We start from the raw sequence: 24,279 nt of genomic DNA, 5'->3' as shown, positions 1-24,279 counted from the left end.
GCTGTATCCCGTTCATGACTGCTTCCCGCTGAAGTTCGGTGGGCGTTTGGCGAAGAAGGCGCTGACGCCCTCGCGATAGTCGGCACTACGGCCACCCAGGCGTTGTAAATCGCGCTCTAAATCGAGCTGCTGGTCGAGCGTATTGCTGGCCGAGCTGTACATGGCCTTTTTAATCAGCCCCAGACCGTAGGTAGGTTGGGTAGCAAGCTGTTTGGCCATGCTTTGGGTGTGGTCGGCCAGCTCGGCGGCAGCCACGACCTGCCAAATCATTCCCCACTCCAGCGCCTGCTGAGCGCTGATTTTGTCCCCCAGCAGCGCCATACCCATGGCTCGCGCATGCCCGGCCAGGCGTGGCAGATACCAACTGCCGCCGGAATCCGGCACCAGGCCCAGTTTGCAGAAGGATTGGATAAAGCTGGCGTTGTCGGCGGCCACTACGATGTCGCAGGCCATTGCCAGCGCGGCTCCTGCTCCGGCAGCAACGCCGTTGACCGCGCAGACAATCGGCTTGGGTAGGGCACTCAGGCGGCGGATCAGCGGGTTGTAAAAACGTTCTACGGACAGCCCAAGATCCGGAGGGGCCTGATCCACACTGACGTTACGATCGTTCAGATCCTGCCCGGCGCAGAAGCCGCGTCCGGCTCCGGTGATCAGCACGCAACGCACGCTGTCATCGCGCTCGGCTACGGTCAGCGCCTCGCTGAGCTGGTGGTGCATTTCATCGTTAAAGCTGTTGAGCCGGTCGGGGCGGTTCAGGGTTATGGTCAACACCCCGGCTTCGATGTGGCTAAGAATTAATGCGTTTTCCATAAATCAGCGCCCTTGATAGTTCGGTGTACGTTTTTCGAAGAAGGCGGCAATGCCTTCCCGGCGATCTTCGGTAGCGGCCAGGGTGACAAACTGCTGACGTTCCATCTGCAAGCCCTGGCTGAGGCCGGTTTCCTGCGCCTGTTTTAGCGCCTGTTTGGCCGCGCGCAGCGCCAGCGGTGCCTGTTGGCTGATGCGTTGGGCCAGTTGTTGAGTACGCTCCAGCGTTAATGCGTCGACGCAAACCTCGCTCACCAGCCCGGTTTGCAATGCGCAGCGGGCGTCGATGGCTTCACCGGTCAGCACCATTTGATAGGCGCGGGACTTGCCCACGCTGCGGATCAGACGTTGAGTACCACCGGCACCTGGCATCAGGCCTAAAGTGATTTCCGGCAGGCCGAAGCGAGCGCTTTCGCCGCAAATCGTAATGTCGCAGGCCAGAGCCAGCTCACAGCCAGCACCGAGCGCGTAACCGTTCACCGCCGCCAGCAAGGGTTTGCTGAACTGGGCCAAGCGCTGCCATAACAAAGGGCGGTGATCGAGTTGGGTAGCGGCCACATCCTGCTGCTGTAATTCGCGCAGATCGGCACCGGCAGCGAAGAACCGGGCGGCACCGGCGATCACCACGGCACCGACGTCGGCATCGCTATCGGCCTGTTCCAGTTGATAGACCAACTGCTCCAGGCAGGCAGTGCTCAACGCATTGCGGGCATCGGGGCGGTGCAGCGTCAGTGTGACCACGCGTTGCTGCTGTTCGCGCAGGATCCAAGGGGTTTCCATCGTCGGCTCCTAAACGTCAAAGTCCAGCACCACGCCTTCACCGCGTGGCCAGGACTGGCAGCTCAAGACATAGCCTGCCGCCAGTTGATCCGGCTCCAGGCTGTAGTTGATCGCCATATCCACTTCACCGGCCTTCAGCTTGCATTTGCAGGTGGCGCAGACGCCGCCTTTGCAGGCGTAGGGCAAATCGGCCCCCTGACGTAATGCGGCATCCAGAATGCTGTCATCCTCGCTGCCGACGTCGATTTTGAGGCTGCGGCCGTCGAGCCGGATCTCTACCTGAGTCGCGTTGCGGCTGCCTGCGTTGGCTGGCGGGGCAACGATGCCGCTGGTGTTGAAACGCTCGCTATGAATACGTTCGCTAGGCATACCAGCCAGCTCCAGCACCGTGTGCGCGTCGTCCATCATCGCTTCCGGGCCGCAGATAAAGGCGTGGTCGAACTCGTTGAAGTCCACCAACGTGTTACCCAGCGCAGTCAGGTGGTCACGGTCGATGCGGCCACTGAGCAGCGGGCTGTCGAGATTTTCCTGGCTAAAGAGATACAGCGGCTGGAAGCGCTGTGGATAACGGTTTTTCAGATCCGAGAGGGCTTCTTTAAACATCACCGAGCGGCTGGTGCGGTTGCCGTAAATCAGCGTGAACTGGCTGTTGGGTTCCAATTGCAACGTCGCCTTGATGATCGACAGCATCGGTGTAATGCCAGAACCGGCGGCGATCGCCAGATAGTTGCCCTGGGTTTGTGCCTGCGGCTGGTAACCAAAACGGCCCTGCGGCAGCATCACTTCCAACTCGTCTCCCACCTGCAAACTTTGGTTGATAAACGAAGAGAAGCGCCCCTGATTGATCGCCTTGATGCCGATTTGCAATACGCCGTCTTGCGGTGCGCTACAGATGGAATAGCAGCGGCGCAGCTCTTCACCGTTGATCCGCGCTTTGAGCGTCAGATGTTGGCCGGGGGTATAGCCGTAATGGGATTTCAGTTCGTCCGGGACGCGCAGCGTGATGGCTACGGCGTCCGGGGTTTCGCGCTCGATGGCTGCGACATTCAGGCGATGAAAGACCGTCATGGTTTTCAGTGCTCCTAAATACATTTGAAATAGTCGAACGGTTCCCGACATTCGCAGCAGCGGTAAAGCGCTTTGCAGGCGGTGGAACCGAACTCGCTGATCTTTTCCGTATGCTCGCTGCCGCAACGGGGGCACTGCACCGGGCCATGGGCTAAAGGCTTCTCGCAGGTTTGCCCCTGTGGTGGTGCCACGCCGTATTCACGCAGACGCTGGCGGGCATCCGCATTCATCCAGTCGGTGGTCCAGGCCGGGCTGAGGCTGATGGTGATCTTCACCGGGCTGAAACCCGCCTCGCTCAGCGTCTGTTCAATGGCGTTGAGCAGGTACTCGGTCGCCGGGCAGCCGGAATAGGTTGGGGTAAAGGTGATGTGCCAGCCTGCACCGTCGCGCTCCACGTCACGTACCATGCCCAAATCGGTAATGGACAGGACCGGCAGTTCGGGATCGCTGATCTGCTGTAAGCAGTGCCAGATCTGCGGGATCTCGGCCGGTTGCAGTCGGGTGATATTCATCATTGTTTCTACCAGCTACAGTTCGGGTAAGCGCGTGGCAGAAACTGCATCTCTGCCAGCATCGGGCCGAGGTGTTCAGTGTGCTGCCCTTGCTTACCGCCGTGGCGAAATGCCTGCTCGGTGGGCAGCGCGAGCGTGGCCTGTTGCAGCGTGTCGTTAACCATGGCCTGCCACGGTGCCTGCAATTGGCGCGGATCGACGGCAACACCCAGTTCGGCCAGCTGCAGTTCAATCTCATCGGCATGGAACAGCTCGGCGGTGAAGCGCCACAGGTCGTTTAATGACTGCTGTATCTTCTGGTGGCTGATTTCACTGCCGTCACCCAGGCGGATCATCCAGCCGTGGCTGAAGCGCAGGTGATAATCCGCTTCCTTCAGCGATTTGGCGGCGATGGCGGCCAGTTGGCTGTCTTTGCTGCGGCTCAATTCCCGGTGCAGCAGCACGTGGTAGGTATCGAGCAGGAACTGGCGCACCAGCGTGTCGTTAAAGCCGCCGTTGGGCTGTTCTGCCAACAGCAGGTTGTGGAATTCACGTTCGTCGCGGCCAAAGGCCAGGCTGTCTTCACTGTGCTGCGGGCCAGAAAGCTCGGCGGCATAGGCCAGGAAATTACGTGCCTGGCCCAGCAGATCGAGGCCAATATTGGCCAGTGCCAGGTCGATCTCCAGCTCAGGAGCATGGCCACACCAAGCGCACAGGCGCTGTGCCAGAATGAGCGGTGTATCGCCCAAGCGCAGGGCATAGTTGATTGTTGCTGTGTTACTCGTCGTCATGGCCTGCCTCTACATGTTCTTGATGCCGTCGGGGATGGAGTAGAACGTGGGATGACGGTAGATTTTGTCGTCGGAAGGATCGAAGAATGCCGCCCGATCCTCCGCTTGAGAGGCGATCAGGTGGCAGGATTGCACTACCCAGATCGAACAGCCCTCACTGCGGCGGGTGTAGGCATCGCGGGCGTTTTCCAGCGCCATCTGATCGTCTGCTGCATGCAGGCTGCCCACATGGCGATGGGCCAAACCCTGCTTGCTGCGGATAAACACTTCATACAACGGCCATTCGGCGTGAGTCATTTTTCTCTCCTCGATTAAGCTGCATTTGCCGCGCGTTTGCTGGCATGTGCCATGGCACCATCCCGTACCCAACTGCCTTCGTCCCAGGCTTTACGCTTGGCTTGCAGACGTTCGTGGTTGCACTGCCCGCGCCCCTGGATCACCTCGTGTAGCTCCGCCCAGTCGATCTCGCCAAAGCGGTAATGCCCGCTGGCCTCATCCCATGCCAAATCGGCATCGGGAGCAGTCATACCCAGGGCTTCCAACTGCGGTACGGTGTTGTCGATAAACTTCTGCCGCAGCTCGTCATTGCTATGGCGTTTGATCTTCCAGGCCATGCTCTGTGCGCTGTGGGGGGAATCGCTATCGTTGGGGCCAAACATCATTAGCGCTGGCCACCAAAAGCGGTTGATGGCGTCCTGTAACATGGCCTTTTGCGCTTCGCTGCCCTGGGCCATCACCATCACGGCTTCATAGCCCTGACGCTGGTGGAAGCTCTCTTCTTTACAGATTTTCACCATCGCTCTGGCATAGGGGCCGTAAGAGGCACGACACAGGGCTACCTGATTGACGATGGCGGCACCGTCGACCAGCCAGCCGATCACGCCAATGTCAGCCCAGTTCAGCGTTGGATAATTGAAGATGGAGGAGTATTTCATCTGACCCGCGAGCATCTTTTGGTAGATATCCTGGCGGGTGCAGCCGAGGGTTTCCGCCGCGCTGTACAGATAAAGGCCGTGCCCGGCTTCATCCTGGACTTTCGCCAGTAACACCGCTTTGCGCCGCAGGGAAGGGGCGCGGGTCAGCCAATTGGCTTCTGGCAACATGCCGACCACTTCGGAATGCGCATGCTGGCCGATTTGCCGGATCAGATTGCGGCGATAGGCATCCGGCATCCAGTCTTTGGCTTCGATGGAGATATCGGCGGCGATCTTGTCGTCAAAGTGCTGCTGAAATTGTGCGTCAGTTGTCATGCTTGCCTCTTGGTGATTCATGTTTTTCACATTAAAACCAGAAATGTGAATCACTTTAACTAACCGTAAAGCTACAAGTTGATAACAACAAGATCAAATACAAATACTGTGGTTTTGCGATGAGTATCACAATGTGTTTTGTTATTTAATTGATTTTAATATTTATTTATTTTTTGTGTTTATCGATAACGTTGGTGTTAACTCAGTGTTTGGATGATTTTGTTTTGCTTTTGTTAAATTTTAACCTGGCGCGGAGTGGAATTTATGTGATACATCATTAATCTTGATAGTGTCTATTTATGAATTCCGGAGGAGCAAATGCAGCAGTTAACCAGTTACCTTTCTGGCGCTTGGGTGTACGGCCAGGGTCAATCCCGCGAGATCCAGCATGCCGTAACCGGCGAGCCTTTGTATCAGGTCTGCTCCGACGGGCTGCCGTTGGCCGCCAGCCTGAGCTATGCCCGCAAGCTGGGCGGCACGGCGCTGGCAAAGATGACGTTTCAGCAGCGCGCCCAGATGATGAAAGCGGTGGCTAAACACCTGCTGGCTAATAAAGAAGCGCTGTATCAGATCTCCTATCAAACCGGCGCCACGCGCAATGACAGCTGGGTTGATATCGAAGGTGGTATCGCCACGCTGTTCTCCTATGCGGGATTGGCAGGGCGCGAACTGCCGGACGATTCGCTGTGGCCGGAAGATGAGCTGATCCCACTCTCCAAGCAGTCGCAGTTTGCTGCACGCCATGTGCTGACCTCTCGCCCCGGTGTCGCATTGCATATCAACGCCTTTAACTTCCCCTGCTGGGGTATGTTGGAGAAGCTGGCACCTACCTGGCTGGCGGGGATGCCGGCCATCATCAAACCTGCCACCGCTTCGGCACAGCTAACCCAGGCGATGGTGAAACTGATTATCGACAGCGGGCTGGTGCCGGAAGGAGCATTGCAGCTTATCTGCGGCGGCGTGGGCGATATGTTCGATCACCTCGATTATCAGGATGCGGTCACCTTTACCGGGTCGGCGCAAACCGGGCAGAAGCTGCGTTCCCACCCGCGCCTGCTAGAGAAGTCCATAGCTTTCACCATGGAAGCCGACTCGCTTAACTGCTGCGTGCTAGGGGAGGACGTGACGCCAGAGATGCCGGAGTTTGCGCTGTTTATCAAAGAGGTCAGCCGCGAAATGACCAGCAAGGCGGGGCAAAAGTGTACCGCTATCCGGCGCATTATCGTTCCGGTGGCCCGCATTGCCGAGGTACAGCAAGCGCTGTTGCAGCGTCTGGCTGGCGTAAAGATTGGCGATCCACAGCTGGAGCAGGTGCGGATGGGGGCGTTGGTCAATCAGGAACAGCGCGACGACGTGCAGCAAAAGGTGGAATTCCTACTGCGCAATGGCTGTGAACCACTCTGCGGCGCAACGCTGGATAAGTTAGAAGTGGTGGGTGATGGTGCGCAATCAGGCGCTTTTTATCCGATCACCCTGCTGTATTGCGCCGATCCGTTCCGCCATCAGGCCGTACATGGCACCGAGGCGTTTGGCCCGGTGGCGACGCTGATGCCTTATCAAACGACTGAACAGGCCATTGAGTTGGCGCTGCTGGGGCAAGGTAGCCTGGCCGGATCGTTGGTGACGGCTGATGCGGAGTTGGCTTCACAGTTTATTCGAGCAACCGCCTGCGCCCATGGCCGCATGTTGGTGCTGGATCGCCACGCGGCGACGGAATCGACCGGCCACGGCTCACCATTGCCTTTGTTGGTGCATGGCGGGCCTGGGCGAGCCGGCGGTGGCGAAGAGCTTGGTGGGCTGCGGGCGGTAAAACACTATATGCAGCGCACGGCGATCCAGGGCAGCCCTTCGATGCTGGCGGCCATCAGCCGTGAATGGGTACGAGGTGCCGACGTGGTGGAAGAACAGGTACACCCGTTCCGCAAATACTTTGAGCAGTTGCAGATTGGCGAAAGCTTGCTGACCGCCCGCCGTACCATTACCGAAGCCGACCTCGTCAACTTTGCCTGCCTGAGCGGCGACCATTTCTACGCGCATATGGACAAGATTGGTGCAGCGGAATCACTGTTTGGTGAGCGAGTGGCCCACGGTTACTTTGTGGTTTCTGCCGCTGCCGGGCTGTTTGTCGATCCGGGCGTCGGGCCGGTGATTGCCAACTACGGCATGGAAAACCTGCGTTTTATCGAACCGGTGAAGATTGGCGACACTATTCAGGTGCGGTTGACCTGTAAAAAGAAAATCCGCAAGCCGCAGAAAACCGCCGAGGATCGCCCACATGGCGTGGTGGTCTGGGATGTGCAGGTGCTCAACCAGCATCAGCAGGCCGTGGCGCTGTATAGCATTCTGACGCTGGTGGCGCGCCAGGAGGGGGATTTCAACACGGTGTACTAAGGCTGGATCGTCGGGGGCATCATGTTAAGATGCCCCATTATTTGCTGAAATGATCTACCCTAACTATTCTGAGCCTAGAGGCTGCAAACCCGGTTCTTACCGCTTTTTTTCGCCGTATACAGGGCGTTATCCGCCAGGCTGACCAAGCTTAGCGGCGTATCGTTATATGGGTGCGGGACTTTAGCACTGGCACCGATGCTGGCGGTGATAATCCCCAGCGGACTGCCTGTGTGGGCGATCTTCAACTGCCGGATGCCCTCCAGGACCCGTTCGGCAAAGACGATTGCGCCTTGAAGATCGGTATCCGGCAGAATAATTGCCAGCTCCTCACCGCCGTAACGCGCCATCAGATCGCCAGGGCGGTTGACCATGCTTTGCAGCATGCGGCCCAACTGCTGCAAACACTGATCCCCAGCCACGTGGCCGTAGATATCGTTAAACTGTTTAAAATAATCAATATCCAGCATCAACAGGGCTACGCTGCGATCGTTACGTGCTGCCCGCGTCATTTCGTTTTTTAGCGCGATATCAAACTGACGGCGGTTGGCCAGGCCGGTCAAGCCATCCAGCAAAGCCAGTTCTTCCAGCGTGTGGTTCATCAGCGTCAGTTGATCACGGGTGCGCACCAGCTCGACTTCGGTCTGTACGCTTTGGTTAATCTGACGTATCAGCACCAACCCCAGGGCCAGCAGTATGGACAGCAGGACTCCTCCACCGAGTGCAAAAAGTGACGCATCGTTGCGCCAGTCGGTCAGAACGTCTTTTTTCGACAGCCCTGCGGTGATCACCAGCGGGTAACGTTCCACCTGCGAATAACCATAAACCCGTTCTACATTATCGAACTGTGAGACCATGGTGACGTTGCCAAAGGACGAGTGCGGCAGAACTTCGCGGAATAAAGGGCTGTGGGAGATATTTTTCCCGATGGCATCCTCATTGTACGGGCGGCGGTACAAAATGGAGCCGTCGGCCAGTATCAGGCTGAGTGAGGCGTCGTTGTTAAGGGCAAAGGTGTTGTAAAACTGGCGGAAATAATCGACATACAGCGTCGAAATGACCACGCCGGCAAAGCTGCCGTCCGCATGGTTCAGGCGGCGCGACACCGGGATAACCAAATCGCCGGTCGAGCGGCTGCGGATCACCTCGCCGATATAAATCATATTATTGTTATGAGTGACGTGGTATTTAAAGTACGCCCGGTCGGCATTATTGGTATGGCTGAGGGGTTTACCGTTGGACGTCAGGATCCAGTTGCCCTGGGAATCATAGACAAAGCTGCCATGCAGTTGCGGAAAGTGACTGGCCTGGCTCTGCATGATTTTTTGCAGGCGTAAACGCTGGGGTTGGCCCAAGCCATCGGTTTCAATCCGTTCGCTAAGATCGGCCAGGTTACTGTCTACCTGCGCAAAGGTATCTTCGGCATGCTGTGCCAGCGATCGGGCCAGATTCTGCGAGTCATTTTCAGCAATTTGCAGGTTGCGTTGATGGGCGTTCCAGATTTGCCAGGCATTGAACATGATCAGGGTAAGCACGACGATAATAACGAACACGCCAGCCTGATAGAGTAACGGCGAGTTTTTGTTTTTCCCGGATAATGGCTGTTTTTGGGGCGGGAGCTGAGGTGCTAGCATAGCATTCCTGTCATGGAATCAGTTAGGTACGGGTATTGCGAACAATCTTAACCCTTATATTTCCATCTTGCATGTTCCGTTATATTTCCAGGATATGTTCAGCATAAATTGGTACCGGGGAGGCACATGGCAGCACTATCTGACGCGATGATGCAGGTTTTACTGACGCTGGCGGTATATTACCCGTTTACGCTTCTGGCGCTGGCCGGGGTGATGATTATCGCCTACCAGCGGCGCAAAATGCCTTTCTGGCGGTTGGCTCTGGTATTGTTGCTGGTGTTGTTTGTCTTGTTCTCCCTGGTGGCTTCTAGCTGGCATCGTTAGCGCTGGGCAGTACCTATCCTCACAGCCAGGCACTGCACCATGCGGCTACTCGACGTTGACCATCCAGTTGACACCGAACTTATCGGTCAGCATGCCAAAGCCCTTGGCCCAGAAGGTCGGTTGGAAAGGCATGGTGATGGTGCCACCTTGGGCTAGCCGGTTGAACACTTCCTCACCTTGCTCGACGTTTTCACTGAGGATCGACAGTGAATACCCACTATGTGTCTGCCCGCCTGGGTCGGCCGGGCATCCATCCGATGCCATAATGACGTTATCCCCGATCACCAGCCTGGCATGCATAATCGACTCAGGATCGGCATTGGGCGGCCCATTTTGCTGCTCCTCTGCCGGAATATCTTTGTAACGCATCATGATTTCTATATTGCCGTTTAGCTGCTGGGCATAAAAATTCACCGCTTGCTCACAGTCACCGGCAAAAAACAGATAGGGTTGAATCAACATAGTTCCTCCTCTTGGATCCCATGCCCTGCAAGGTTGCTGAATTTGTAGGGAGTGAAGATGTTCGACCAAAGGAGCGCCGAATAGAATAAAAACGTCTTGGTCAGGAATGGTTAATGGCTGTTTGGCCGACGACTTTCACATAAACAACTGCGCAGCGGAACCATCCCACACGGCGGCCAAGGTATAAACCAAAACCAAAAACAGCATGAAAGGGGGGTTGCTCATGGCGCTATCCTCGGTCGAAGTTCAGTTGAGCATCATTTAGTATAGCTGATTATCGCCACACAAGATGACAGCTGGATGAAAATTGCACAAATTTCACACGGTGATTTTCAGACTGCAAGAGGTAGGTAACTCGCTGATTTTTGACTATAGTAGTAAGGTACAGAGACGTAAATACTGTCAGAGGGTGGTCTCTGACGGTAAACGTTTTGATAATGCTGTTGCCAGCAAGTTCGGGCAATGGGTCAATTGGGGAGAGTAAAAATGGGTATCATTTCCTGGATCGTTTTTGGGTTAATCGCTGGTATTTTGGCCAAGTGGATCATGCCGGGTAAAGACGGCGGCGGCTTTATCATGACCGTGATCCTGGGTGTGGTGGGTGCAGTTGTCGGCGGCTATATCAGTACCTTCTTCGGTATGGGCCGGGTTGATGGCTTTAACCTGGGCAGCTTTGTGGTTGCCGTTATCGGTGCTCTGGTGGTGCTTTTTGTCTACAGAAAGATCAGAAGCTAAGCCGGGTTCGATCAATAGGGGTCGCTGCGGCGGCCCTTTTCTTTTAAATGCAACAAACGTACAGCGTTTGAGAAGGGGATAGCGATGGGATTATTGGATGGGTTAGTCGGGGCATTGAGCGGTGGTAAAGGCATGGATTACAGCGCCATCTTGCAGTGGGTTGAACAGCAAGGGGGCCTGCCGGCTATCCTGGACAAATTCCGCCAGGGAAATCTGGCGGACGTGGTCGCCTCCTGGATCGGTACGGGTGAAAATCAGCCAATCAGTGGCGAACACGTTGAGCAGGCGTTAAGTACCGATGCCATTGCACAACTGGCTGGCAAATTGGGGATCGATCCGGCGCAGGCTTCTGCCCTGATTGCCCAGTATTTGCCGATGATCACTGACAAACTGTCACCCAATGGCCAGGAGCCACAGGGCGGCGATCTGATGAGCGCCGGGATGGATTTGCTGAAAGGTAAACTGTTCGGCTGATATGAGGGACACCGCCTAGCCCTCCGGTTTTTGGCCGGAGGGCTGCTATTACAGCGTCAGCATAATTTTACCGATATGTGCACTGGACTCCATCAAGGCATGGGCCTGTGCGGCTTGCTCCAACGGGAACGTCTGGAAAATCTGCGGTTTTAACTCCCCGCGTTCCAGCAATGGCCACACTTTCAGTTCCAGTTCGGCAGCGATCTGGGCTTTATCTTCCACACTGCGCGCCCGCAGCGTTGAGCCGGTATGGGTCAGGCGCTTCAGCAGCAGTGGCATCAGGTTCAGTTCTTTCACTACCCCATTTTGCGTGCCGATCTGTACGATACGCCCGTCCATTGCAGCGGCACGGTAGTTTTTCTCCACGTAATCCCCCGCGATCAAATCGACGATGACATCGGCCCCTTTGCCATTGGTGGCGGTTTTGGTCCGTTCGACAAAATCTTCGGTGCGATAGTTGATGGCGACGTCGGCACCCAACGCCAGGCTGGCCTCACGTTTCTCTTCAGAGCCAACGGTAGTAATGACATAGGCGCAGAAGGCTTTGGCCAACAGGGCGGCAACCGTGCCAATGCCTGACGTACCACCGTGGATCAGCACGGTTTCCCCGGCCCGAAGATGACCACGTTGAAATACGTTGACCCAAACGGTGAAGAAGGTTTCTGGCATGGCGGCGGCTTCTATCATGCTGAAGCCTTTCGGGACCGGCAGCGCATTGCTTTCATGCACCTTGCAGTATTCGGCATAGCCCCCACCGGCGATCAGCGCACATACGGCATCACCCGGGGCATAGCGTTGTACCCCAACGCCAACGGCCACCACCGTGCCAGCAATTTCCAACCCGGGAATGTCCGAGGCGCCCGGAGGGGGGGCATATTGCCCACGGCGTTGCATAACATCTGGGCGGTTGACGCCGGCGGCAGCGACTTTCACCAGTATTTCACCTTGGGCCAATACTGGTAACGGGCGTTCAGCACTCACCAGAACCTCTGGTTCGCCCGGCTGGCTGATTTCGATGACCTTCATGTTTTCAGGTAGTTGTGCGTTGGATGACATGCCGTTCTCCTTGATCAATCTGCGTATTCGGGGTATTCCCGGCTGGATTATCTTATAGGGATAACAGAGTTGGCATGTGTGCGAAAGGGCGGTTTTGTCTCGACAAGCAGAGATACCGCCGCAAAGAGGGCAGAGGATCAGTCGTTTGGCGGAATACGAAAACCTTTCAGCGAGACGATAAAGTGCTTTTTGCCTTTGGAAATCTTGGCACCCTGATCGCACCACAGGCTGGCGAGCTGGAAAAAATCGTCGCTGTCAATGTCATAGGCCAGCTCAATCTTTTTCGCCGATCCTGAGCGGATCAGCGTCTCTGCCTGTTGGTGATTAATGGCTTTTACGGTGTTCATAGGCGAAATCCTTGGTGTTAACCCGGAGCGGATAATCGCTAGCCATCATATGGCTGGATTGTGACATTTTTGTGATGAAAATATGACGTCGGGCCATTTTGCGGCCTGGCGCTCGTTCTCTCCTGATCCTGTCATGGAGTAAATTTGGTTGTGCGCAGGTTCGGATTTAGTATGAGCGCAAACCTTTTGACCAGACATTGGATTATGACCAACAAAGTGCGAAAACAGACCCTACGCCAGCGTAGCTACCAGCTGTTGTTCGGTAACCAAACCCGAATCGGGCGCAGGATGCAGTTATTTTGGGTGAGCTCGGCGCTGCTCAGCGTGCTGTTGCTGTTTCTCGAACCCGGCGGCAGCTCGGTGTATACCCCCAATGCTCAAGTGCTTCATCAGTTGCTTTTGGCTGAGGTCTTTTTCACCGTCATTTTTACTGCGGAATATCTGTTGCGGTTGTGGTGCACGCCGAGTAAAGAGCGTTATGCCATCAGCTTTTTTGGCATTGTCGATCTGTTGACGATGCTGCCGATGTATATCATCTGGCTATTCCCGCATATGGCGGTGGAGTATGTCGTTCTGCTGCGTGTGTTGCGGATACTGCGCGTGTTGCGGGTCTTGAAACTGTTACGCTACATGAGCGAGATGGGTATTGTCTGGCGCAGCATCAAGCTGGCGCGCCATAAGCTGGCGATGTTCTTTGGCTTTGTCGGCGTGATGCTGTGCGTGTTTGGCGGCTTGATGTACGCGGTGGAAGGGGGCGCTGGTGGATTTACCAGCCTTGCCGCGTCGATGTACTGGGCGGTAGTCACGTTAACCACCGTGGGATACGGCGATATTGTGCCTCATACGGCCTTAGGGCGGATGCTGGCTTCGGTGCTGATCCTGGTTGGGTATTCGATTATTGCGGTGCCTACGGGCATCCTGACCGCCTACATGTCGCAGGAGATGCGGCGCTATCGGGAAGAGCGCCATTGTGTGCAATGCGACTGTGGTGGGCATGAAACTGAGGCGAAGTTTTGTAAATTTTGTGGCGCCGCGTTACCACCATTGTCAGTGAAATCCACAAGATAACGCCGATAATTTCGCCAGCGGGGAGCAAATTCTGTGCGTTCGCTCTCCCTTTCCAGCCTCACGAGCTAAAAAGAGTTGCTATTAAACGCCCAACATGAGTTAATGATTCTCGGCCTGTGGTACAGACCTATTTATGCACGACATTTTGAGTAAAGTAGTTCAAATTTAAAGCGTTATCCTTGATAGCTCTTCACTGACGAATTTCCTTTCTAGTGCCTCCATAAGTAACTGATGACCGGCTATTTCATGCCCATGGTGGCTTAAATTTTTTATTGAAGGAATTCAACATGTCTAACATGATCAAAGGTCAAGTGAAGTGGTTCAACGAGTCTAAAGGTTTTGGTTTCATCACTCCTGCAGACGGCAGCAAAGACGTGTTCGTACACTTCTCTGCAATCCAGGATCAAGGCTTCAAGACCCTGGCTGAAGGCCAGAACGTACAGTTCTCTATCGAGAACGGTGCTAAAGGTCCGTCAGCGGCTAACGTTACCGCTATCTAATCGGCCTCTCGCTGATTAACAAAAACCCGCCAAGGCGGGTTTTTTTGTGTCTGCGATTTGGGCCAGTAGGCGGAAAAACCGTTCACGGTCGTATGTCAGAGCTCTGAAAGACCAGCCTGACATTCTGCTAAGCTTTAGTAGTCATCGCCGTATTACGCAATGGTGGGTTCTTTTCGTCAACTGTAATAGACTGATATCCGAGATAAATAACGAGGTAGAGCATGAAAGTTAACGATCTGGTGACGGTAAAGACCGACGGCGGCCCTCGTCGGGAAGGGGTAGTGCTGGAAGTGGAAGTGTTTAATGAAGGCACGATGTATCTGGTGTCACTGGAAGATTACCCGGCGGGCGTGTGGTTCTTCAATGAGATCGATAGCCGCGATGGCACCTTTGTAGAATTGCGCAGTGCTGAACAGGATTAAATCTTTGCCTGCAATTAACAGCTTGCCGCTGGTCTGGCAGGTGGGTTGAAACCTGGCCGCATGGTTATGCGGTGTTGAAAGCCTGCCTAAATACCCGTAGCGGCAGCATTGCCGCTGAAAACGGGCGTTTTTCTGTCGTACTCTAACCACAGCGTTCCGCTGTCACTTTATTTGGCCGTAATGGCTATTAACGGCTGTTGACGAAAATGCCGCTGGTAAGCGTGTCGGTCAGGCGGACAACATGGTAGATAATCTGCTTGTTGTGGGTTTTGATCTTTCTTTTGATGTTTCCCTTGTGGGAAGAGACGGTTTTCACCTTGATCTGCATTTGATCGGAGATCTGGATGGTGCCTTGGCCGGACATCCACATGCGCAGCATGTTTGACTCGGTTTGGCTTAGAGTGACAGGTGTCTGATCCAGCGAGCTTTTTTCCGGGCGAATCAGCTTTCTTTCGAGGTAGTGGGTGAGCAACTGGCTCATGGTTTGCGGTTTAATTGATTTTGACGAGATGATCACGTTCTTGCGGACGTATAAATAATCGTCGAAATGTACGTTGGTGATGGCCATGAAAATAAAGAATAAAGTATCGGGATTAAGAGATATCACGCGTTTTATTCTTTCTGTCGCATCCGCTTCATGAATGAAGCAGTCTTCATTCAGGAATACCATATTAGGCTTAAGTTTTGCGCACTTCTCATGCAGGCCGTCGATATGATTTACAGCGCTAATCTGACGCTTTTTCATCCCGTGCGACGTCAGGTAGTCGGTTAACCCTAATCTAGTGTAACTGCATGAATCCATAATGATTATTGGCATAGAGCCTCCCACTTAAGTCCGTTTCCACGCGGTTATAAAAAGAAAAGCCTGAAGATAAAAGGCTAAAAGTTATAAAAAAATCACATCTTATGAATGCAACTTTCTATCAATAAAACCGGCATGACTCAACGTCTTTTCAAATTATATTTTTAAATCTACCAAAAGCATCAGTTTAGCTTAAGTCGACTTATTATGCTGTGGTGACTTTTCGGCTGGAAATATCACTGGACGCCGGGTAGTCAGCCTTAAATTTGTTGCTAAGGTTAGCTATTTTCATCGTGGAACTATTTTCCGTTAATCAGATAATTCTTAAGGTTGGCTTATGGTTCGCTGTGACGCCAGAGTTGGCGGTCTTTTGACTGATTTTGTTGCTTCTGTTTCATCACTAAACGCCATTAAGTTTGCTTATTCAATTGATTGTATCAATGTATTGGCTCCAATGGTAACGATTCTTAGTTACTTTTATGTGTTTGAGGAAGGCGTCTATGAATGGAATTAAGTCAAAATAAGTAGTTCTGCTAACCATGTGGTCGTTAATTAAATAACTAATGTAAATTATTCATTTGTTAATGATTCCAGAGTGAATGACTTATCCGCGACATATCGATTTTCCTGACGTATCTTCTTACTGCGCAGAGACATCGAAATGCTGCTAGATGCGATTTCAACTCACGATCAGGAGGACAGGTGGATCACAATCAGTTTGGGCAACCCATTGGTACAGCGCTTGAGGGCTGGCAACCTGCAGGTGAGCCGGGAAAACAGAGTCTCCAAGGGCGTTTCTGCTGCTTGCAGCCGATGGATATCGCGCGCCGTGCTGATGAGTTGTTTCATGCCTACCAACTGGCGGAAGACGGGCGTGACTGGACCTATCTGTCTAGTGAACGCCCCACGGAGCTGCCTGTTTTCCAACAGTACTTGCAGCGACAGCTGGCAACCCAGGGTAGAAACACCCTGGCGGTGATTGATGCGACTACCGGTAAAGCGGTCGGCACCTGTGCTTTCTTGAACATCGATCAAGCCAACGGGGTGGTGGAGTTGGGGATGATCAACTGGTCACCCTTGATGAAGCGGCGAGCGATGGGGAGTGAAGCCATCTTTCTGATGCTCAAGCACGCTTTTGACGACTTGGACTTTCGCCGTTGCGAATGGAAATGCGATCGTCTGAATGCCCCCTCTCGCGAGGCTGCACTGCGTATGGGCTTCACCTTTGAGGGGACTTTCCGTCAGGCAATGACCAGAAAGGGGCGCAACCGCGACACGGACTGGCTATCCATCATCAATGGTGAATGGCCGGTATTGCGCGAGGCGTTTACCGCCTGGCTATCGCCGTTGAATATCACAACCGACGGCCAGCAGAAGCAACGCCTCGTCACTTTCAGACCTCAGCCCGACAAACCTGCATTGATGCCAGTGCCAAAGTAATATCCTGCTCTTCAGTCATCCAATTCACCAGAGCTGCCCGAATACCCGGTTGGCCCGCATAGCTGGTGGGCGTGCAGCGCACTACGCCGTGCCGATCCAAACGATCGATGAAGCGGTTGCGTGCGGCGGTGGTATCGCCTGTAACGCCCTTCAACGCAAAGCACACGATGTTCAGATCCACTGGGGCCAGCAGGCGGAAGCCTTCACTGGCCGCCAATCCGTCACCTAAATATCGCGCTAACGTCACGTTACGCTCGACGATCTCCCGCATACCGCTGCTGCCGTAGGCTTTCAATGCCATCCACAAGGGCAGGGCGCGAAAACGCCGCGAGTTCTCGGGCGTCAGGTGCAAATAGTTGTCTGGGCGCAACGTGGGGGCCTCCAGATAGGCTGAGTGATTCTGGAACACCTGCATCTGCAATGCCAGATGACGGGTAAATTGAATGGCGCTGTCATAAGGGACATTCAGCCATTTATGGGCATCTACGGTGATTGAGTCCGCTTGGTGCCAACCGTCCAGCAGATGGGCCAAGCGGGGAGAACAGGCCGCGATCCCACCAAAGGCGGCATCAACATGCAACCAGAAGGGATAGCGTGCACGTAGTGCCAGCAGGCGGGGCAGATCGTCGAAAACGCCGGTGTTTACCGTGCCTGCGCTGGCGAGCACTATCGTCGGGATATCTGGCGTGGCGGCCAGATGACGCTCCAGCGCTTCGATATCAATAGCTTCGCAATCAGCCTGGCTGGCAATAGACTTTAAAGCATCACGCCCAATACCGAGCATGCTGAGCGCTTTCACGCTGCTGGCATGGGCATTGGCGGAAAGGACCTGAATTGGCCCCAAGGCGGCCAAGCCAAGCTGCGCCACATCGATCCCACGCTGCTGCCCTAACCACTGGCGGCCGATGGCGATCCCGGTGAAGTTGGCCATGGTGGCACCGCTGACAAAGCTACCGCTAAAGTCGGTGGGCAGTTGCAGCAGGGTTTTCAATTGCTCAATCGTTGCCAGTTCGATCGCGGCCGCCACGGTATCATTACTCAGTTGGCTATTCTGGTCGGCAGTGCTAACCAACCAGTCGGCAGCCAGCGCCGCAGGGGTGCTGCCGCCGGTGACAAAACCAAAGTAACGCGGCCCGGCACTGCCGGAAAGGCCAGCCTCATAGCGTTGCCAAAACTCTTCTAACGCCGCTAATGCCCCACAACCCTCTTCGGCCAACCGATCGTCGCCGGTTTGCAACTGTTGGTCGGCCAAGGGCGGACATACCGCGCGCTGGCTCAAGCTGGCAAGGAAGCCCTGCGCCAATTGGTTGGTATGGTTAAGTATGTGGGGTAAATCGTCGAGATCCTGCTGCAAACGTGGGTGCATGGTCATGCCTTGGGTTAGGGGCCAGTAGGTTTGCACTATAGGCGATCCTGAACAGTGCTAATATCGATAAAAAATGACCCTTTTGGATAGTAAGGCTAACCAGCAATGAATGAGCGTCTTCCCCTGCATCTTTTACCAACCTTTGTGATCGCTGCCCGTCTGGAGAATTTGCGTGCCACGGCGCAACGCGTCAGCCTGACTCATGGTGCCGTTAGCCAACAAATTCAGCAGCTCGAACAGGCTATTGGCTACCCACTTTTTGATCGCTCCGGGCGTGGTGTAAGACTAAATGCCGCGGGGCGTGAACTGCTGGCGGCAACTGAGCCTGCCTTACTCGCTTTGCAACAGGGCGTTGAACGAGCCAGACGGGTAGCGGAAAGTCAGATGCTGCGCATCAGCGTGCTGCCTTCCTTTGCGCATTACTGGTTGTTGCCCAGATTGGCGGAGTTTCATCGTGCCTGCCCTGGGATCCGGTTGGATATTGATGCCTCGCTGGCGATTCAGGATCTCGACCGTAAAGGATTCGATGCCGCGATCCGCATTGGTGATGGCCAATGGCCAGGCGTTCAGGCTCAGCGTATCGCCCCAGGAGTAGTGCTGCCGGTAGCGACCCCGGAGCTGGCTAGGCAATGGCAGGAGGCGTTTGATGCTGGAGATCCACAGATCCCGCTGCTTGAGCATGACGTCACTCCCTGGCATAGCTGGTTTAGCGCCGTAGGGAGAATTGGCGGTGGGCAACAGTTAGCGCTGTTCAATGATGCAGGGTTACTGCTGCGCGCAGCCGAGCAGGGGTTTGGTATTGCGCTGGTGAAGGCCGTGTTGGCGCAGGATGCGATTACAGCAGGGCGCTTGGTGCCTTTGGCGGCCGCGCTGCATTTGAATGATAGCGATGTCTATCTGGTGTGGCCACAAGCCGCCGGCTTATCGCCTGAGGTAGCAGCGTTACTGAACTGGCTACAGCAACAGCTCGTAGCGTAGGGGCCCATTGCTGAGCCCGATTAGCCCTCTTATATTATTGTGCCTATAACAGTCATTAAATAAGGGTAATACTCGGTTTAGGCTTCGTTTAATAATATAACCTTTACTTCACAACTTCATGTCATTATACTCCAGCCAAAATTACCGTGGAGAAAACCAATTGGACAGTTGCAGTAGTAGCGAAATAATAAAGGCAAGTTGACCAATCTCCCGTGATTTGTTGCTTGCCGAACACGGCGGGCAGCACCCCTCTCTAGTTATTCCGAGCTGTGCCAACCCGAACATGATTGTTGTCCCCGAGGCGCTTGCGCATTGGGCGTATTGATTCGGATATTATTATGGTATTTAACCATCACCACGGCCTTTTCCCTCCGGGCACTCAAACGCTGACCCGCTGATTAATTATCGGCGCGATTTCGCGTGTGCTTAACAGCACATGATTCAACCTCAATGATTAATTAAGGGGAAGATCATGGCTATGACTCCTTTTATCCTGAATTTATTCCTGGCAATGGGCCTGGGCGCCGTTATTGGTGCCGAGCGTCAATGGCGTCAGCGTATGGCGGGCTTGCGTACCAATTCTTTGGTTGCGACCGGGGCCGCAGTGTTTATCCTGAGCTCTTTTGACACCGAGCCTTCCAGCGCGGGGCGTATTGCTGCGCAGATCGTTTCCGGTATCGGTTTTCTCGGTGCCGGTGTGATTATGCGGGAAGGGCTGAATATCCGCGGCCTGAACACGGCGGCTACCTTGTGGTGCTCTGCGGCCATCGGCGTGCTATGTGGCCTGGGGCAGCATTGGGAAGCCGTCTGCGCCACCCTGGTGATCCTGTGTGCCAATATCCTGCTGCGTGAAGCGGCGCAGCGAATTAACCTGCAACCCCAGCAGCAGGCGGTGGATCTGGAGCTGCGTTATCGTGTCCAGGTCACCTGCGGGGAGCAGGATGAAATCCTGGTTCGTACCCTGATCCTACAGGCATTGAACGGCGTGGCATTACGTCTGCAATCGCTGCGTAGCGCCGATATTGCCATTCCTGGTCAGTTGGAAGTCTGTGCGGAAATTGTGGCTAATCCGGCCGCGCAAAAAGAGATTGAGGGCATTGTCTGCCGTATTAGTTTAGAACGCAGCGTGAGTGCCGTGCATTGGCGCGTGGCGTCAGAATTACCCGTTTAACGATAAATAACCTTCACCTGACAGGTGATAAGGATGTGTTATGCAAGTTCCCCCCCAGAGAAACAATTTATTCTGCGTAGTTAAGGTTATTAGCGTTACTTTAGCTACGCCAACAAAGTAAATTCCACTTTGTGCATGTTCACCCGTTATTACGGGCGGGGTAACCCTGTGTGCAAAGTAAAAAAAGAGAATAGCGTCATGACCCATATTAAAGAAAATAGCCGCCGCCGTGATAAACAGCGCGAGCCGTATGCCATTGCTCTCGAGGCAAAGAACAGCCTCGATCAAACGTTGGCTAATTTGAACTGTAACCGCATCGGATTAACTCAGGAAGATGCCCAGGAGCGTTTGCAGTATTTCGGTAGTAATCAGGTTGCCCATGAGAAGGCACCGCATGCGCTGGTGCAGTTAGTCAGCGCGTTTAACAACCCGTTTATCTTTGTGTTGATGGTGCTGGCAGGGATCAGTTTCTTTACCGATTACTGGTTACCCACGCAAAACGGCGAGGAAACCGATCTTACCGGCGTCATCATTATCCTGATTATGGTTACGTTGAGCGGGTTGCTGCGTTTCTGGCAGGAATACCGCACCAATAAAGCGGCCGAATCACTCAAATCGATGGTGCGTACCACGGCAACGGTGCTGCGCCGCAGTAATTTCAGCACCCAGGCGTTAGCGGTGGAAATTCCCATTCGTGAGTTGGTTCCGGGCGATATTATCAAGCTCTCCGCCGGGGACATGATACCTGCGGACCTTCGTTTGCTCAGCTCACGCGATCTGTTTATCAGCCAGGCCATCTTGACCGGCGAAGCTATCCCAATCGAAAAATACGATGCCTTGGCCGGCGTGAGCCAAAAGTCCAGCGAGATTGATGCCTCCAGCGAAAGCGAACTGCTGGAGTTGGCCAATATCTGCCTGATGGGCACCAACGTGGCCAGCGGAACGGCGACGGCGGTGGTGGTCGCGACCGGTGGCCGCACCTACTTTGGCTCTCTGGCTAAGTCGATCGTCGGTACCCGTTCGCAAACTGCCTTTGACCGTGGGGTAAACAGCGTTAGCTGGCTGCTGATCCGCTTTATGTTGGTGATGGTGCCGATCGTTTTGCTGATTAACGGTTTCACCAAGGGAGACTGGACGGAGGCGGCCCTGTTTGCCTTGGCGGTCGCCGTGGGGCTGACGCCGGAAATGCTGCCGATGATTGTCAGCTCGAACCTGGCGAAAGGCGCAATTGCCATGGCGCGCCGCAAGGTGGTGGTCAAGCGGCTGAATGCGATCCAGAACTTTGGCGCGATGGACGTGCTCTGTACCGATAAAACCGGCACCCTGACGCAGGATCGCATCATTCTGGAACACCATCTGGACGTGAACGGCAGCAAGGATAACCACGTGCTACATTTAGCCTGGTTGAACAGCTTCCATCAGAGCGGCATGAAGAACCTGATGGATCAGGCGGTGATCCGTTTTGGCCAGGGCCAGCCAGGCGTTGAGGCGTTGGGGCGCTACAGCAAGGTTGACGAGCTGCCGTTTGATTTTATACGTCGTCGCTTGTCGATCGTGGTACAGGATGAACAACAGCGCCAACTGCTGATTTGCAAAGGTGCAGTTGAAGAGATGCTGGAGATCGCCACTCACGTCCGTGTCGGGCAGGAGGTGTTGGCGCTTGACGAGGCTCGCCGTGCCGATTTGCAGGCTTTGGCGTGCCAGTATAATGAAGATGGTTTCCGCGTGCTGGTGCTGGCAACGCGAGATCTGGGTCTGGAAGGTTGCACTCTGCCACTGAGTATTGTGGATGAACGCGATCTGGTGATCGAAGGTCTGCTGACCTTCCTCGATCCGCCAAAAGAGAGCGCTCGTGAAGCCATTGCCGCCCTGCAGGAAAATGGCGTGGCGGTGAAAGTGCTGACCGGCGACAACCCGGTAATCACCTGTAAAATCTGCCGTGACGTCGGCCTGGAACCGGGAACGCCGCTCTCCGGCCTGGAGATTGAACAGATGGACGATGCCCATCTGATGCGTGAAGTTGAGCAACGTACGGTATTCACCAAGCTGACGCCGTTGCAAAAATCACGCGTGCTGAAAATGTTGCAGGCTAATGGCCACACCGTGGGCTTCCTGGGGGATGGCATTAACGACGCCCCGGCGTTACGCGATGCCGACGTGGGCATTTCTGTCGATACAGGTACTGACATCGCCAAGGAATCCGCCGATATCATCCTGTTGGAAAAGAACCTGATGGTGCTGGAAGAAGGGGTGATCAAAGGGCGTGAAACCTTCGGCAATATCATCAAGTATCTGAACATGACCGCCAGCTCCAACTTCGGCAACGTGTTCTCGGTGCTGGTGGCCAGTGCGTTTATTCCGTTCCTGCCGATGCTGGCGATCCACCTGCTGTTACAGAACCTGATGTACGATATTTCCCAGCTTTCCCTGCCGTGGGACAAGATGGACAAAGAGTTCCTGCGTAAACCCCGCAAATGGGATGCCAAGAATATTGGTCGCTTTATGTTATGGATTGGGCCGACGTCTTCGATTTTCGACATCACTACCTATGCGTTGATGTGGTTCGTGTTTGCCGCCAATAGCGTAGAGCATCAAGCTCTGTTCCAGTCCGGCTGGTTTATTGAAGGATTGCTGTCTCAGACGCTGGTAGTGCATATGCTGCGTACCCAGAAGATCCCGTTCATTCAGAGCACGGCGGCGCTGCCGGTGTTGTTGACCACCGGGATTATTATGGCACTCGGTATCTATATTCCGTTCTCGCCGCTCGGGGCATGGGTCGGGTTGCAACCGCTGCCGTGGGAGTATTTCCCTTGGCTGGTGGCCACGCTGGTCAGCTACTGTGTGGTGGCGCAATTGATGAAGCGTTACTACATCCGCCGCTTTGGCAAGTGGTTCTAATCTGTGTTTTCGCCGGGCGTTACGCCCGGTGATAAACCTCAATCGCCCGTTTCTTAGGGGCTGCATCATGCGGCCCCTACATCAATCAGCAATATTGCTACAGGCTGCGGCAATGCCTGCGGTATTCCGACGGGGAACGATCGGTATGCTTTTTGAATATCCGGCAAAAATAGTTACTGTCGTCGAACCCACAGTTATGAGCGATCTCTTTGATCTTCAGATCATAACCACGCAATAGATGTTTCGCCCGCTCGAGGCGCACCCCGGTGATGTACTCATTGAAACCGACGGGGCCAGATTTTTGGAACAGGTGGGACAGATAGTTAGGGGTAATATGAAATCGTTTGGCAACGCTTTCCCGTGTTAACGGCAACCCAGCGTGGTCATCAAGGTAATCCTGTATGGCCAGCAGCAGTTCCTGGCTTTTACTGACGGTTTGCCCTTGGCCTGCGAGCTGTTCCAAGCAGTGGCTGACCAACGCGGTAAAGATCAGCTGCGAGGTCAATGCATCAGGTTGCAGCAAAACCTCATTCATCGCCAGCAGCAGGTATGAGCCGACTCTGGGCCCACGCCGCGCAACGTGCTGTTTTTGCGTTTCACACAGCGTTTGCCCGTCCCATCTTTGCAGGCTGAAACCCAGCTTTTGCTTACTGAACAAGATGCTCAGCGTGGTGGCTGGCTGGGTCCATTGCGGAAAGCTCCATTTGCCCGCAGGGACATAAAGCACCTGATAGCTGGAGAGCGTGTTATTTGCCAAAGGGAGACACTGATCTTCGACTTCCCCTTCGATCACTATTTCAAGCCGCGGAAAAGGCACGCAGAAGGCCAGGGGCGGGGCGGGAAAAGTGGGCTCAGGAAACTTTACCTGGATAGTATTCTGATGGGCAATCAGCTGTTCAAGCAGGGTAACTAGCGTTTCAGACATCGCGATCTCCAGTGCGCTTCGTCGGTTAACGATGCATTTAGGAATGATGGTAAACCCAAGCGGGCAGCGCAATTAAGGTGATATTTCCCGGCATTTAACGGG

At 54.4% G+C, this 24,279-nt stretch carries 25 protein-coding genes; 11 read left to right on the top strand and 14 right to left on the bottom strand.

Annotation, left to right across the window (positions count from 1 at the left end):
- Window positions 1-12 precede the first annotated feature (12 nt).
- From paaG to paaA, 7 genes are read right to left on the bottom strand one after another with little or no spacing between them, the layout of a single operon-like run.
- Complete coding sequence (gene paaG / locus D9980_RS10145; RefSeq protein WP_121607198.1) at window positions 13-810, bottom strand: 2-(1,2-epoxy-1,2-dihydrophenyl)acetyl-CoA isomerase PaaG; 798 nt, start codon at window positions 808-810, stop codon at window positions 13-15.
- A gap of 3 nt (window positions 811-813) precedes the next feature.
- The gene (gene paaF, locus D9980_RS10140) at window positions 814-1,587 is read right to left on the bottom strand and encodes a 2,3-dehydroadipyl-CoA hydratase PaaF (RefSeq protein WP_121607197.1); all 774 of its coding nucleotides are present in this window, start codon (window positions 1,585-1,587) and stop codon (window positions 814-816) included.
- A 9-nt stretch (window positions 1,588-1,596) separates the two neighbouring features.
- Window positions 1,597-2,655: a 1,2-phenylacetyl-CoA epoxidase subunit PaaE gene (paaE, locus tag D9980_RS10135; protein WP_121607196.1), complete on the bottom strand. Its 1,059-nt coding sequence runs from the start codon at window positions 2,653-2,655 to the stop codon at window positions 1,597-1,599.
- A gap of 14 nt (window positions 2,656-2,669) precedes the next feature.
- Window positions 2,670-3,167, bottom strand: a complete 498-nt coding sequence (paaD, locus tag D9980_RS10130; RefSeq protein ID WP_121608994.1) for a 1,2-phenylacetyl-CoA epoxidase subunit PaaD — start codon at window positions 3,165-3,167, stop codon at window positions 2,670-2,672.
- A gap of 8 nt (window positions 3,168-3,175) precedes the next feature.
- The gene (gene paaC / locus D9980_RS10125) at window positions 3,176-3,937 is read right to left on the bottom strand and encodes a 1,2-phenylacetyl-CoA epoxidase subunit PaaC (protein ID WP_121607195.1); all 762 of its coding nucleotides are present in this window, start codon (window positions 3,935-3,937) and stop codon (window positions 3,176-3,178) included.
- Between the two features lie 9 nt (window positions 3,938-3,946).
- The gene (paaB, locus tag D9980_RS10120) at window positions 3,947-4,234 is read right to left on the bottom strand and encodes a 1,2-phenylacetyl-CoA epoxidase subunit PaaB (RefSeq protein WP_121607194.1); all 288 of its coding nucleotides are present in this window, start codon (window positions 4,232-4,234) and stop codon (window positions 3,947-3,949) included.
- Window positions 4,235-4,248: 14 nt separating this feature from the next.
- Window positions 4,249-5,187 carry a 1,2-phenylacetyl-CoA epoxidase subunit PaaA gene (gene paaA / locus D9980_RS10115; protein WP_237734238.1) on the bottom strand — a complete coding sequence of 313 codons (939 nt, stop codon included), beginning with the start codon at window positions 5,185-5,187 and terminating at the stop codon, window positions 4,249-4,251.
- A gap of 318 nt (window positions 5,188-5,505) precedes the next feature.
- On the opposite strand from paaA, the gene paaZ reads away from it, so the two are divergent.
- Window positions 5,506-7,578, top strand: a complete 2,073-nt coding sequence (paaZ, locus tag D9980_RS10110) for a phenylacetic acid degradation bifunctional protein PaaZ (RefSeq protein WP_121607192.1) — start codon at window positions 5,506-5,508, stop codon at window positions 7,576-7,578.
- A gap of 74 nt (window positions 7,579-7,652) precedes the next feature.
- Here the strand turns inward: paaZ and D9980_RS10105 are convergent, their stop codons facing one another.
- The gene (locus tag D9980_RS10105) at window positions 7,653-9,209 is read right to left on the bottom strand and encodes a GGDEF domain-containing protein (RefSeq protein WP_121607191.1); all 1,557 of its coding nucleotides are present in this window, start codon (window positions 9,207-9,209) and stop codon (window positions 7,653-7,655) included.
- 126 nt (window positions 9,210-9,335) lie between these two features.
- Between D9980_RS10105 and D9980_RS10100 the strand changes: the two genes are divergently transcribed.
- Window positions 9,336-9,533 carry a hypothetical protein gene (locus D9980_RS10100; protein ID WP_121607190.1) on the top strand — a complete coding sequence of 66 codons (198 nt, stop codon included), beginning with the start codon at window positions 9,336-9,338 and terminating at the stop codon, window positions 9,531-9,533.
- Window positions 9,534-9,578: 45 nt separating this feature from the next.
- Here the strand turns inward: D9980_RS10100 and D9980_RS10095 are convergent, their stop codons facing one another.
- Window positions 9,579-9,995: a VOC family protein gene (locus D9980_RS10095; RefSeq protein WP_121607189.1), complete on the bottom strand. Its 417-nt coding sequence runs from the start codon at window positions 9,993-9,995 to the stop codon at window positions 9,579-9,581.
- Window positions 9,996-10,481: 486 nt separating this feature from the next.
- Between D9980_RS10095 and D9980_RS10090 the strand changes: the two genes are divergently transcribed.
- Window positions 10,482-10,730, top strand: coding sequence for a GlsB/YeaQ/YmgE family stress response membrane protein (locus D9980_RS10090; protein ID WP_021805741.1), 249 nt, complete (start codon window positions 10,482-10,484; stop codon window positions 10,728-10,730).
- 84 nt (window positions 10,731-10,814) lie between these two features.
- Window positions 10,815-11,204: a YidB family protein gene (locus D9980_RS10085; RefSeq protein ID WP_021180899.1), complete on the top strand. Its 390-nt coding sequence runs from the start codon at window positions 10,815-10,817 to the stop codon at window positions 11,202-11,204.
- Between the two features lie 48 nt (window positions 11,205-11,252).
- Here D9980_RS10085 and D9980_RS10080 read toward each other — a convergent pair whose 3' ends face one another.
- Both D9980_RS10080 and D9980_RS10075 read right to left on the bottom strand, forming a co-directional pair.
- On the bottom strand, window positions 11,253-12,260 hold the full coding sequence (locus D9980_RS10080) for an NAD(P)H-quinone oxidoreductase (protein WP_121607188.1): 1,008 nt from the start codon (window positions 12,258-12,260) through the stop codon (window positions 11,253-11,255).
- Window positions 12,261-12,397: 137 nt separating this feature from the next.
- Window positions 12,398-12,607, bottom strand: coding sequence for a hypothetical protein (locus D9980_RS10075; protein ID WP_021805739.1), 210 nt, complete (start codon window positions 12,605-12,607; stop codon window positions 12,398-12,400).
- A 171-nt stretch (window positions 12,608-12,778) separates the two neighbouring features.
- On the opposite strand from D9980_RS10075, the gene D9980_RS10070 reads away from it, so the two are divergent.
- From D9980_RS10070 to dsrB, 3 genes are all read left to right on the top strand, one after another.
- Window positions 12,779-13,675 carry an ion transporter gene (locus D9980_RS10070; RefSeq protein ID WP_237734237.1) on the top strand — a complete coding sequence of 299 codons (897 nt, stop codon included), beginning with the start codon at window positions 12,779-12,781 and terminating at the stop codon, window positions 13,673-13,675.
- A gap of 287 nt (window positions 13,676-13,962) precedes the next feature.
- The gene (cspE, locus tag D9980_RS10065) at window positions 13,963-14,175 is read left to right on the top strand and encodes a transcription antiterminator/RNA stability regulator CspE (protein WP_004946278.1); all 213 of its coding nucleotides are present in this window, start codon (window positions 13,963-13,965) and stop codon (window positions 14,173-14,175) included.
- Between the two features lie 221 nt (window positions 14,176-14,396).
- Window positions 14,397-14,597: a protein DsrB gene (gene dsrB / locus D9980_RS10060; protein WP_021180904.1), complete on the top strand. Its 201-nt coding sequence runs from the start codon at window positions 14,397-14,399 to the stop codon at window positions 14,595-14,597.
- Window positions 14,598-14,784: 187 nt separating this feature from the next.
- Here dsrB and rcsA read toward each other — a convergent pair whose 3' ends face one another.
- Window positions 14,785-15,414 carry a transcriptional regulator RcsA gene (rcsA, locus tag D9980_RS10055; protein ID WP_121607187.1) on the bottom strand — a complete coding sequence of 210 codons (630 nt, stop codon included), beginning with the start codon at window positions 15,412-15,414 and terminating at the stop codon, window positions 14,785-14,787.
- A gap of 687 nt (window positions 15,415-16,101) precedes the next feature.
- Here rcsA and D9980_RS10050 point away from each other — a divergent pair.
- The gene (locus tag D9980_RS10050; RefSeq protein ID WP_121607186.1) at window positions 16,102-16,839 is read left to right on the top strand and encodes a GNAT family N-acetyltransferase; all 738 of its coding nucleotides are present in this window, start codon (window positions 16,102-16,104) and stop codon (window positions 16,837-16,839) included.
- Here the strand turns inward: D9980_RS10050 and D9980_RS10045 are convergent.
- Window positions 16,793-18,205 (bottom strand): pyridoxal-dependent decarboxylase, encoded by a 1,413-nt coding sequence (locus D9980_RS10045; RefSeq protein ID WP_121607185.1) that lies wholly within the window; start codon window positions 18,203-18,205, stop codon window positions 16,793-16,795. The two genes, D9980_RS10050 and D9980_RS10045, sit on opposite strands and share 47 nt — an antisense overlap.
- 105 nt (window positions 18,206-18,310) lie before the next feature.
- On the opposite strand from D9980_RS10045, the gene D9980_RS10040 reads away from it, so the two are divergent.
- The 3 genes from D9980_RS10040 to mgtA all read left to right on the top strand — a co-directional run bounded on the left by D9980_RS10040 (window position 18,311) and on the right by mgtA (window position 23,252).
- Window positions 18,311-19,183: a LysR substrate-binding domain-containing protein gene (locus D9980_RS10040; RefSeq protein WP_121607184.1), complete on the top strand. Its 873-nt coding sequence runs from the start codon at window positions 18,311-18,313 to the stop codon at window positions 19,181-19,183.
- Window positions 19,184-19,655: 472 nt separating this feature from the next.
- Window positions 19,656-20,354, top strand: coding sequence for an MgtC family protein (locus D9980_RS10030; RefSeq protein WP_021180910.1), 699 nt, complete (start codon window positions 19,656-19,658; stop codon window positions 20,352-20,354).
- 198 nt (window positions 20,355-20,552) lie between these two features.
- Window positions 20,553-23,252: a magnesium-translocating P-type ATPase gene (gene mgtA / locus D9980_RS10025; RefSeq protein ID WP_121607183.1), complete on the top strand. Its 2,700-nt coding sequence runs from the start codon at window positions 20,553-20,555 to the stop codon at window positions 23,250-23,252.
- Between the two features lie 97 nt (window positions 23,253-23,349).
- Here the strand turns inward: mgtA and D9980_RS10020 are convergent, their stop codons facing one another.
- A complete protein-coding gene (locus D9980_RS10020) occupies window positions 23,350-24,177 on the bottom strand; it encodes an AraC family transcriptional regulator (protein WP_121607182.1) in 828 nt (275 codons plus the stop codon).
- Between the last annotated feature and the right edge of the window lie 102 nt (window positions 24,178-24,279).

It is taken from the genome of Serratia sp. 3ACOL1, assembly GCF_003668775.1.
Taxonomy (GTDB): domain Bacteria; phylum Pseudomonadota; class Gammaproteobacteria; order Enterobacterales; family Enterobacteriaceae; genus Chania; species Chania fonticola.
This window is presented reverse-complemented; position numbering and strand designations above follow the sequence as displayed.

Excerpts from the sequence above, each read along its gene's own strand:
- paaG (WP_121607198.1), bottom strand. The coding sequence starts at position 810 with ATGGAAAACGCATTAATTCTTAGCCACATCGAAGCCGGGGTGTTGACC.
- paaF (WP_121607197.1), bottom strand. The coding sequence starts at position 1,587 with ATGGAAACCCCTTGGATCCTGCGCGAACAGCAGCAACGCGTGGTCACA.
- paaE (WP_121607196.1), bottom strand. The coding sequence starts at position 2,655 with ATGACGGTCTTTCATCGCCTGAATGTCGCAGCCATCGAGCGCGAAACC.
- paaD (WP_121608994.1), bottom strand. The coding sequence starts at position 3,167 with ATGAATATCACCCGACTGCAACCGGCCGAGATCCCGCAGATCTGGCAC.
- paaC (WP_121607195.1), bottom strand. The coding sequence starts at position 3,937 with ATGACGACGAGTAACACAGCAACAATCAACTATGCCCTGCGCTTGGGC.
- paaB (WP_121607194.1), bottom strand. The coding sequence starts at position 4,234 with ATGACTCACGCCGAATGGCCGTTGTATGAAGTGTTTATCCGCAGCAAG.
- paaA (WP_237734238.1), bottom strand. The coding sequence starts at position 5,187 with ATGACAACTGACGCACAATTTCAGCAGCACTTTGACGACAAGATCGCC.
- paaZ (WP_121607192.1), top strand. The coding sequence starts at position 5,506 with ATGCAGCAGTTAACCAGTTACCTTTCTGGCGCTTGGGTGTACGGCCAG.
- D9980_RS10105 (WP_121607191.1), bottom strand. The coding sequence starts at position 9,209 with ATGCTAGCACCTCAGCTCCCGCCCCAAAAACAGCCATTATCCGGGAAA.
- D9980_RS10100 (WP_121607190.1), top strand. The coding sequence starts at position 9,336 with ATGGCAGCACTATCTGACGCGATGATGCAGGTTTTACTGACGCTGGCG.
- D9980_RS10095 (WP_121607189.1), bottom strand. The coding sequence starts at position 9,995 with ATGTTGATTCAACCCTATCTGTTTTTTGCCGGTGACTGTGAGCAAGCG.
- D9980_RS10090 (WP_021805741.1), top strand. The coding sequence starts at position 10,482 with ATGGGTATCATTTCCTGGATCGTTTTTGGGTTAATCGCTGGTATTTTG.
- D9980_RS10085 (WP_021180899.1), top strand. The coding sequence starts at position 10,815 with ATGGGATTATTGGATGGGTTAGTCGGGGCATTGAGCGGTGGTAAAGGC.
- D9980_RS10080 (WP_121607188.1), bottom strand. The coding sequence starts at position 12,260 with ATGTCATCCAACGCACAACTACCTGAAAACATGAAGGTCATCGAAATC.
- D9980_RS10075 (WP_021805739.1), bottom strand. The coding sequence starts at position 12,607 with ATGAACACCGTAAAAGCCATTAATCACCAACAGGCAGAGACGCTGATC.
- D9980_RS10070 (WP_237734237.1), top strand. The coding sequence starts at position 12,779 with ATGAGCGCAAACCTTTTGACCAGACATTGGATTATGACCAACAAAGTG.
- cspE (WP_004946278.1), top strand. The coding sequence starts at position 13,963 with ATGTCTAACATGATCAAAGGTCAAGTGAAGTGGTTCAACGAGTCTAAA.
- dsrB (WP_021180904.1), top strand. The coding sequence starts at position 14,397 with ATGAAAGTTAACGATCTGGTGACGGTAAAGACCGACGGCGGCCCTCGT.
- rcsA (WP_121607187.1), bottom strand. The coding sequence starts at position 15,414 with ATGCCAATAATCATTATGGATTCATGCAGTTACACTAGATTAGGGTTA.
- D9980_RS10045 (WP_121607185.1), bottom strand. The coding sequence starts at position 18,205 with ATGCACCCACGTTTGCAGCAGGATCTCGACGATTTACCCCACATACTT.
- D9980_RS10040 (WP_121607184.1), top strand. The coding sequence starts at position 18,311 with ATGAATGAGCGTCTTCCCCTGCATCTTTTACCAACCTTTGTGATCGCT.
- D9980_RS10030 (WP_021180910.1), top strand. The coding sequence starts at position 19,656 with ATGGCTATGACTCCTTTTATCCTGAATTTATTCCTGGCAATGGGCCTG.
- mgtA (WP_121607183.1), top strand. The coding sequence starts at position 20,553 with ATGACCCATATTAAAGAAAATAGCCGCCGCCGTGATAAACAGCGCGAG.
- D9980_RS10020 (WP_121607182.1), bottom strand. The coding sequence starts at position 24,177 with ATGTCTGAAACGCTAGTTACCCTGCTTGAACAGCTGATTGCCCATCAG.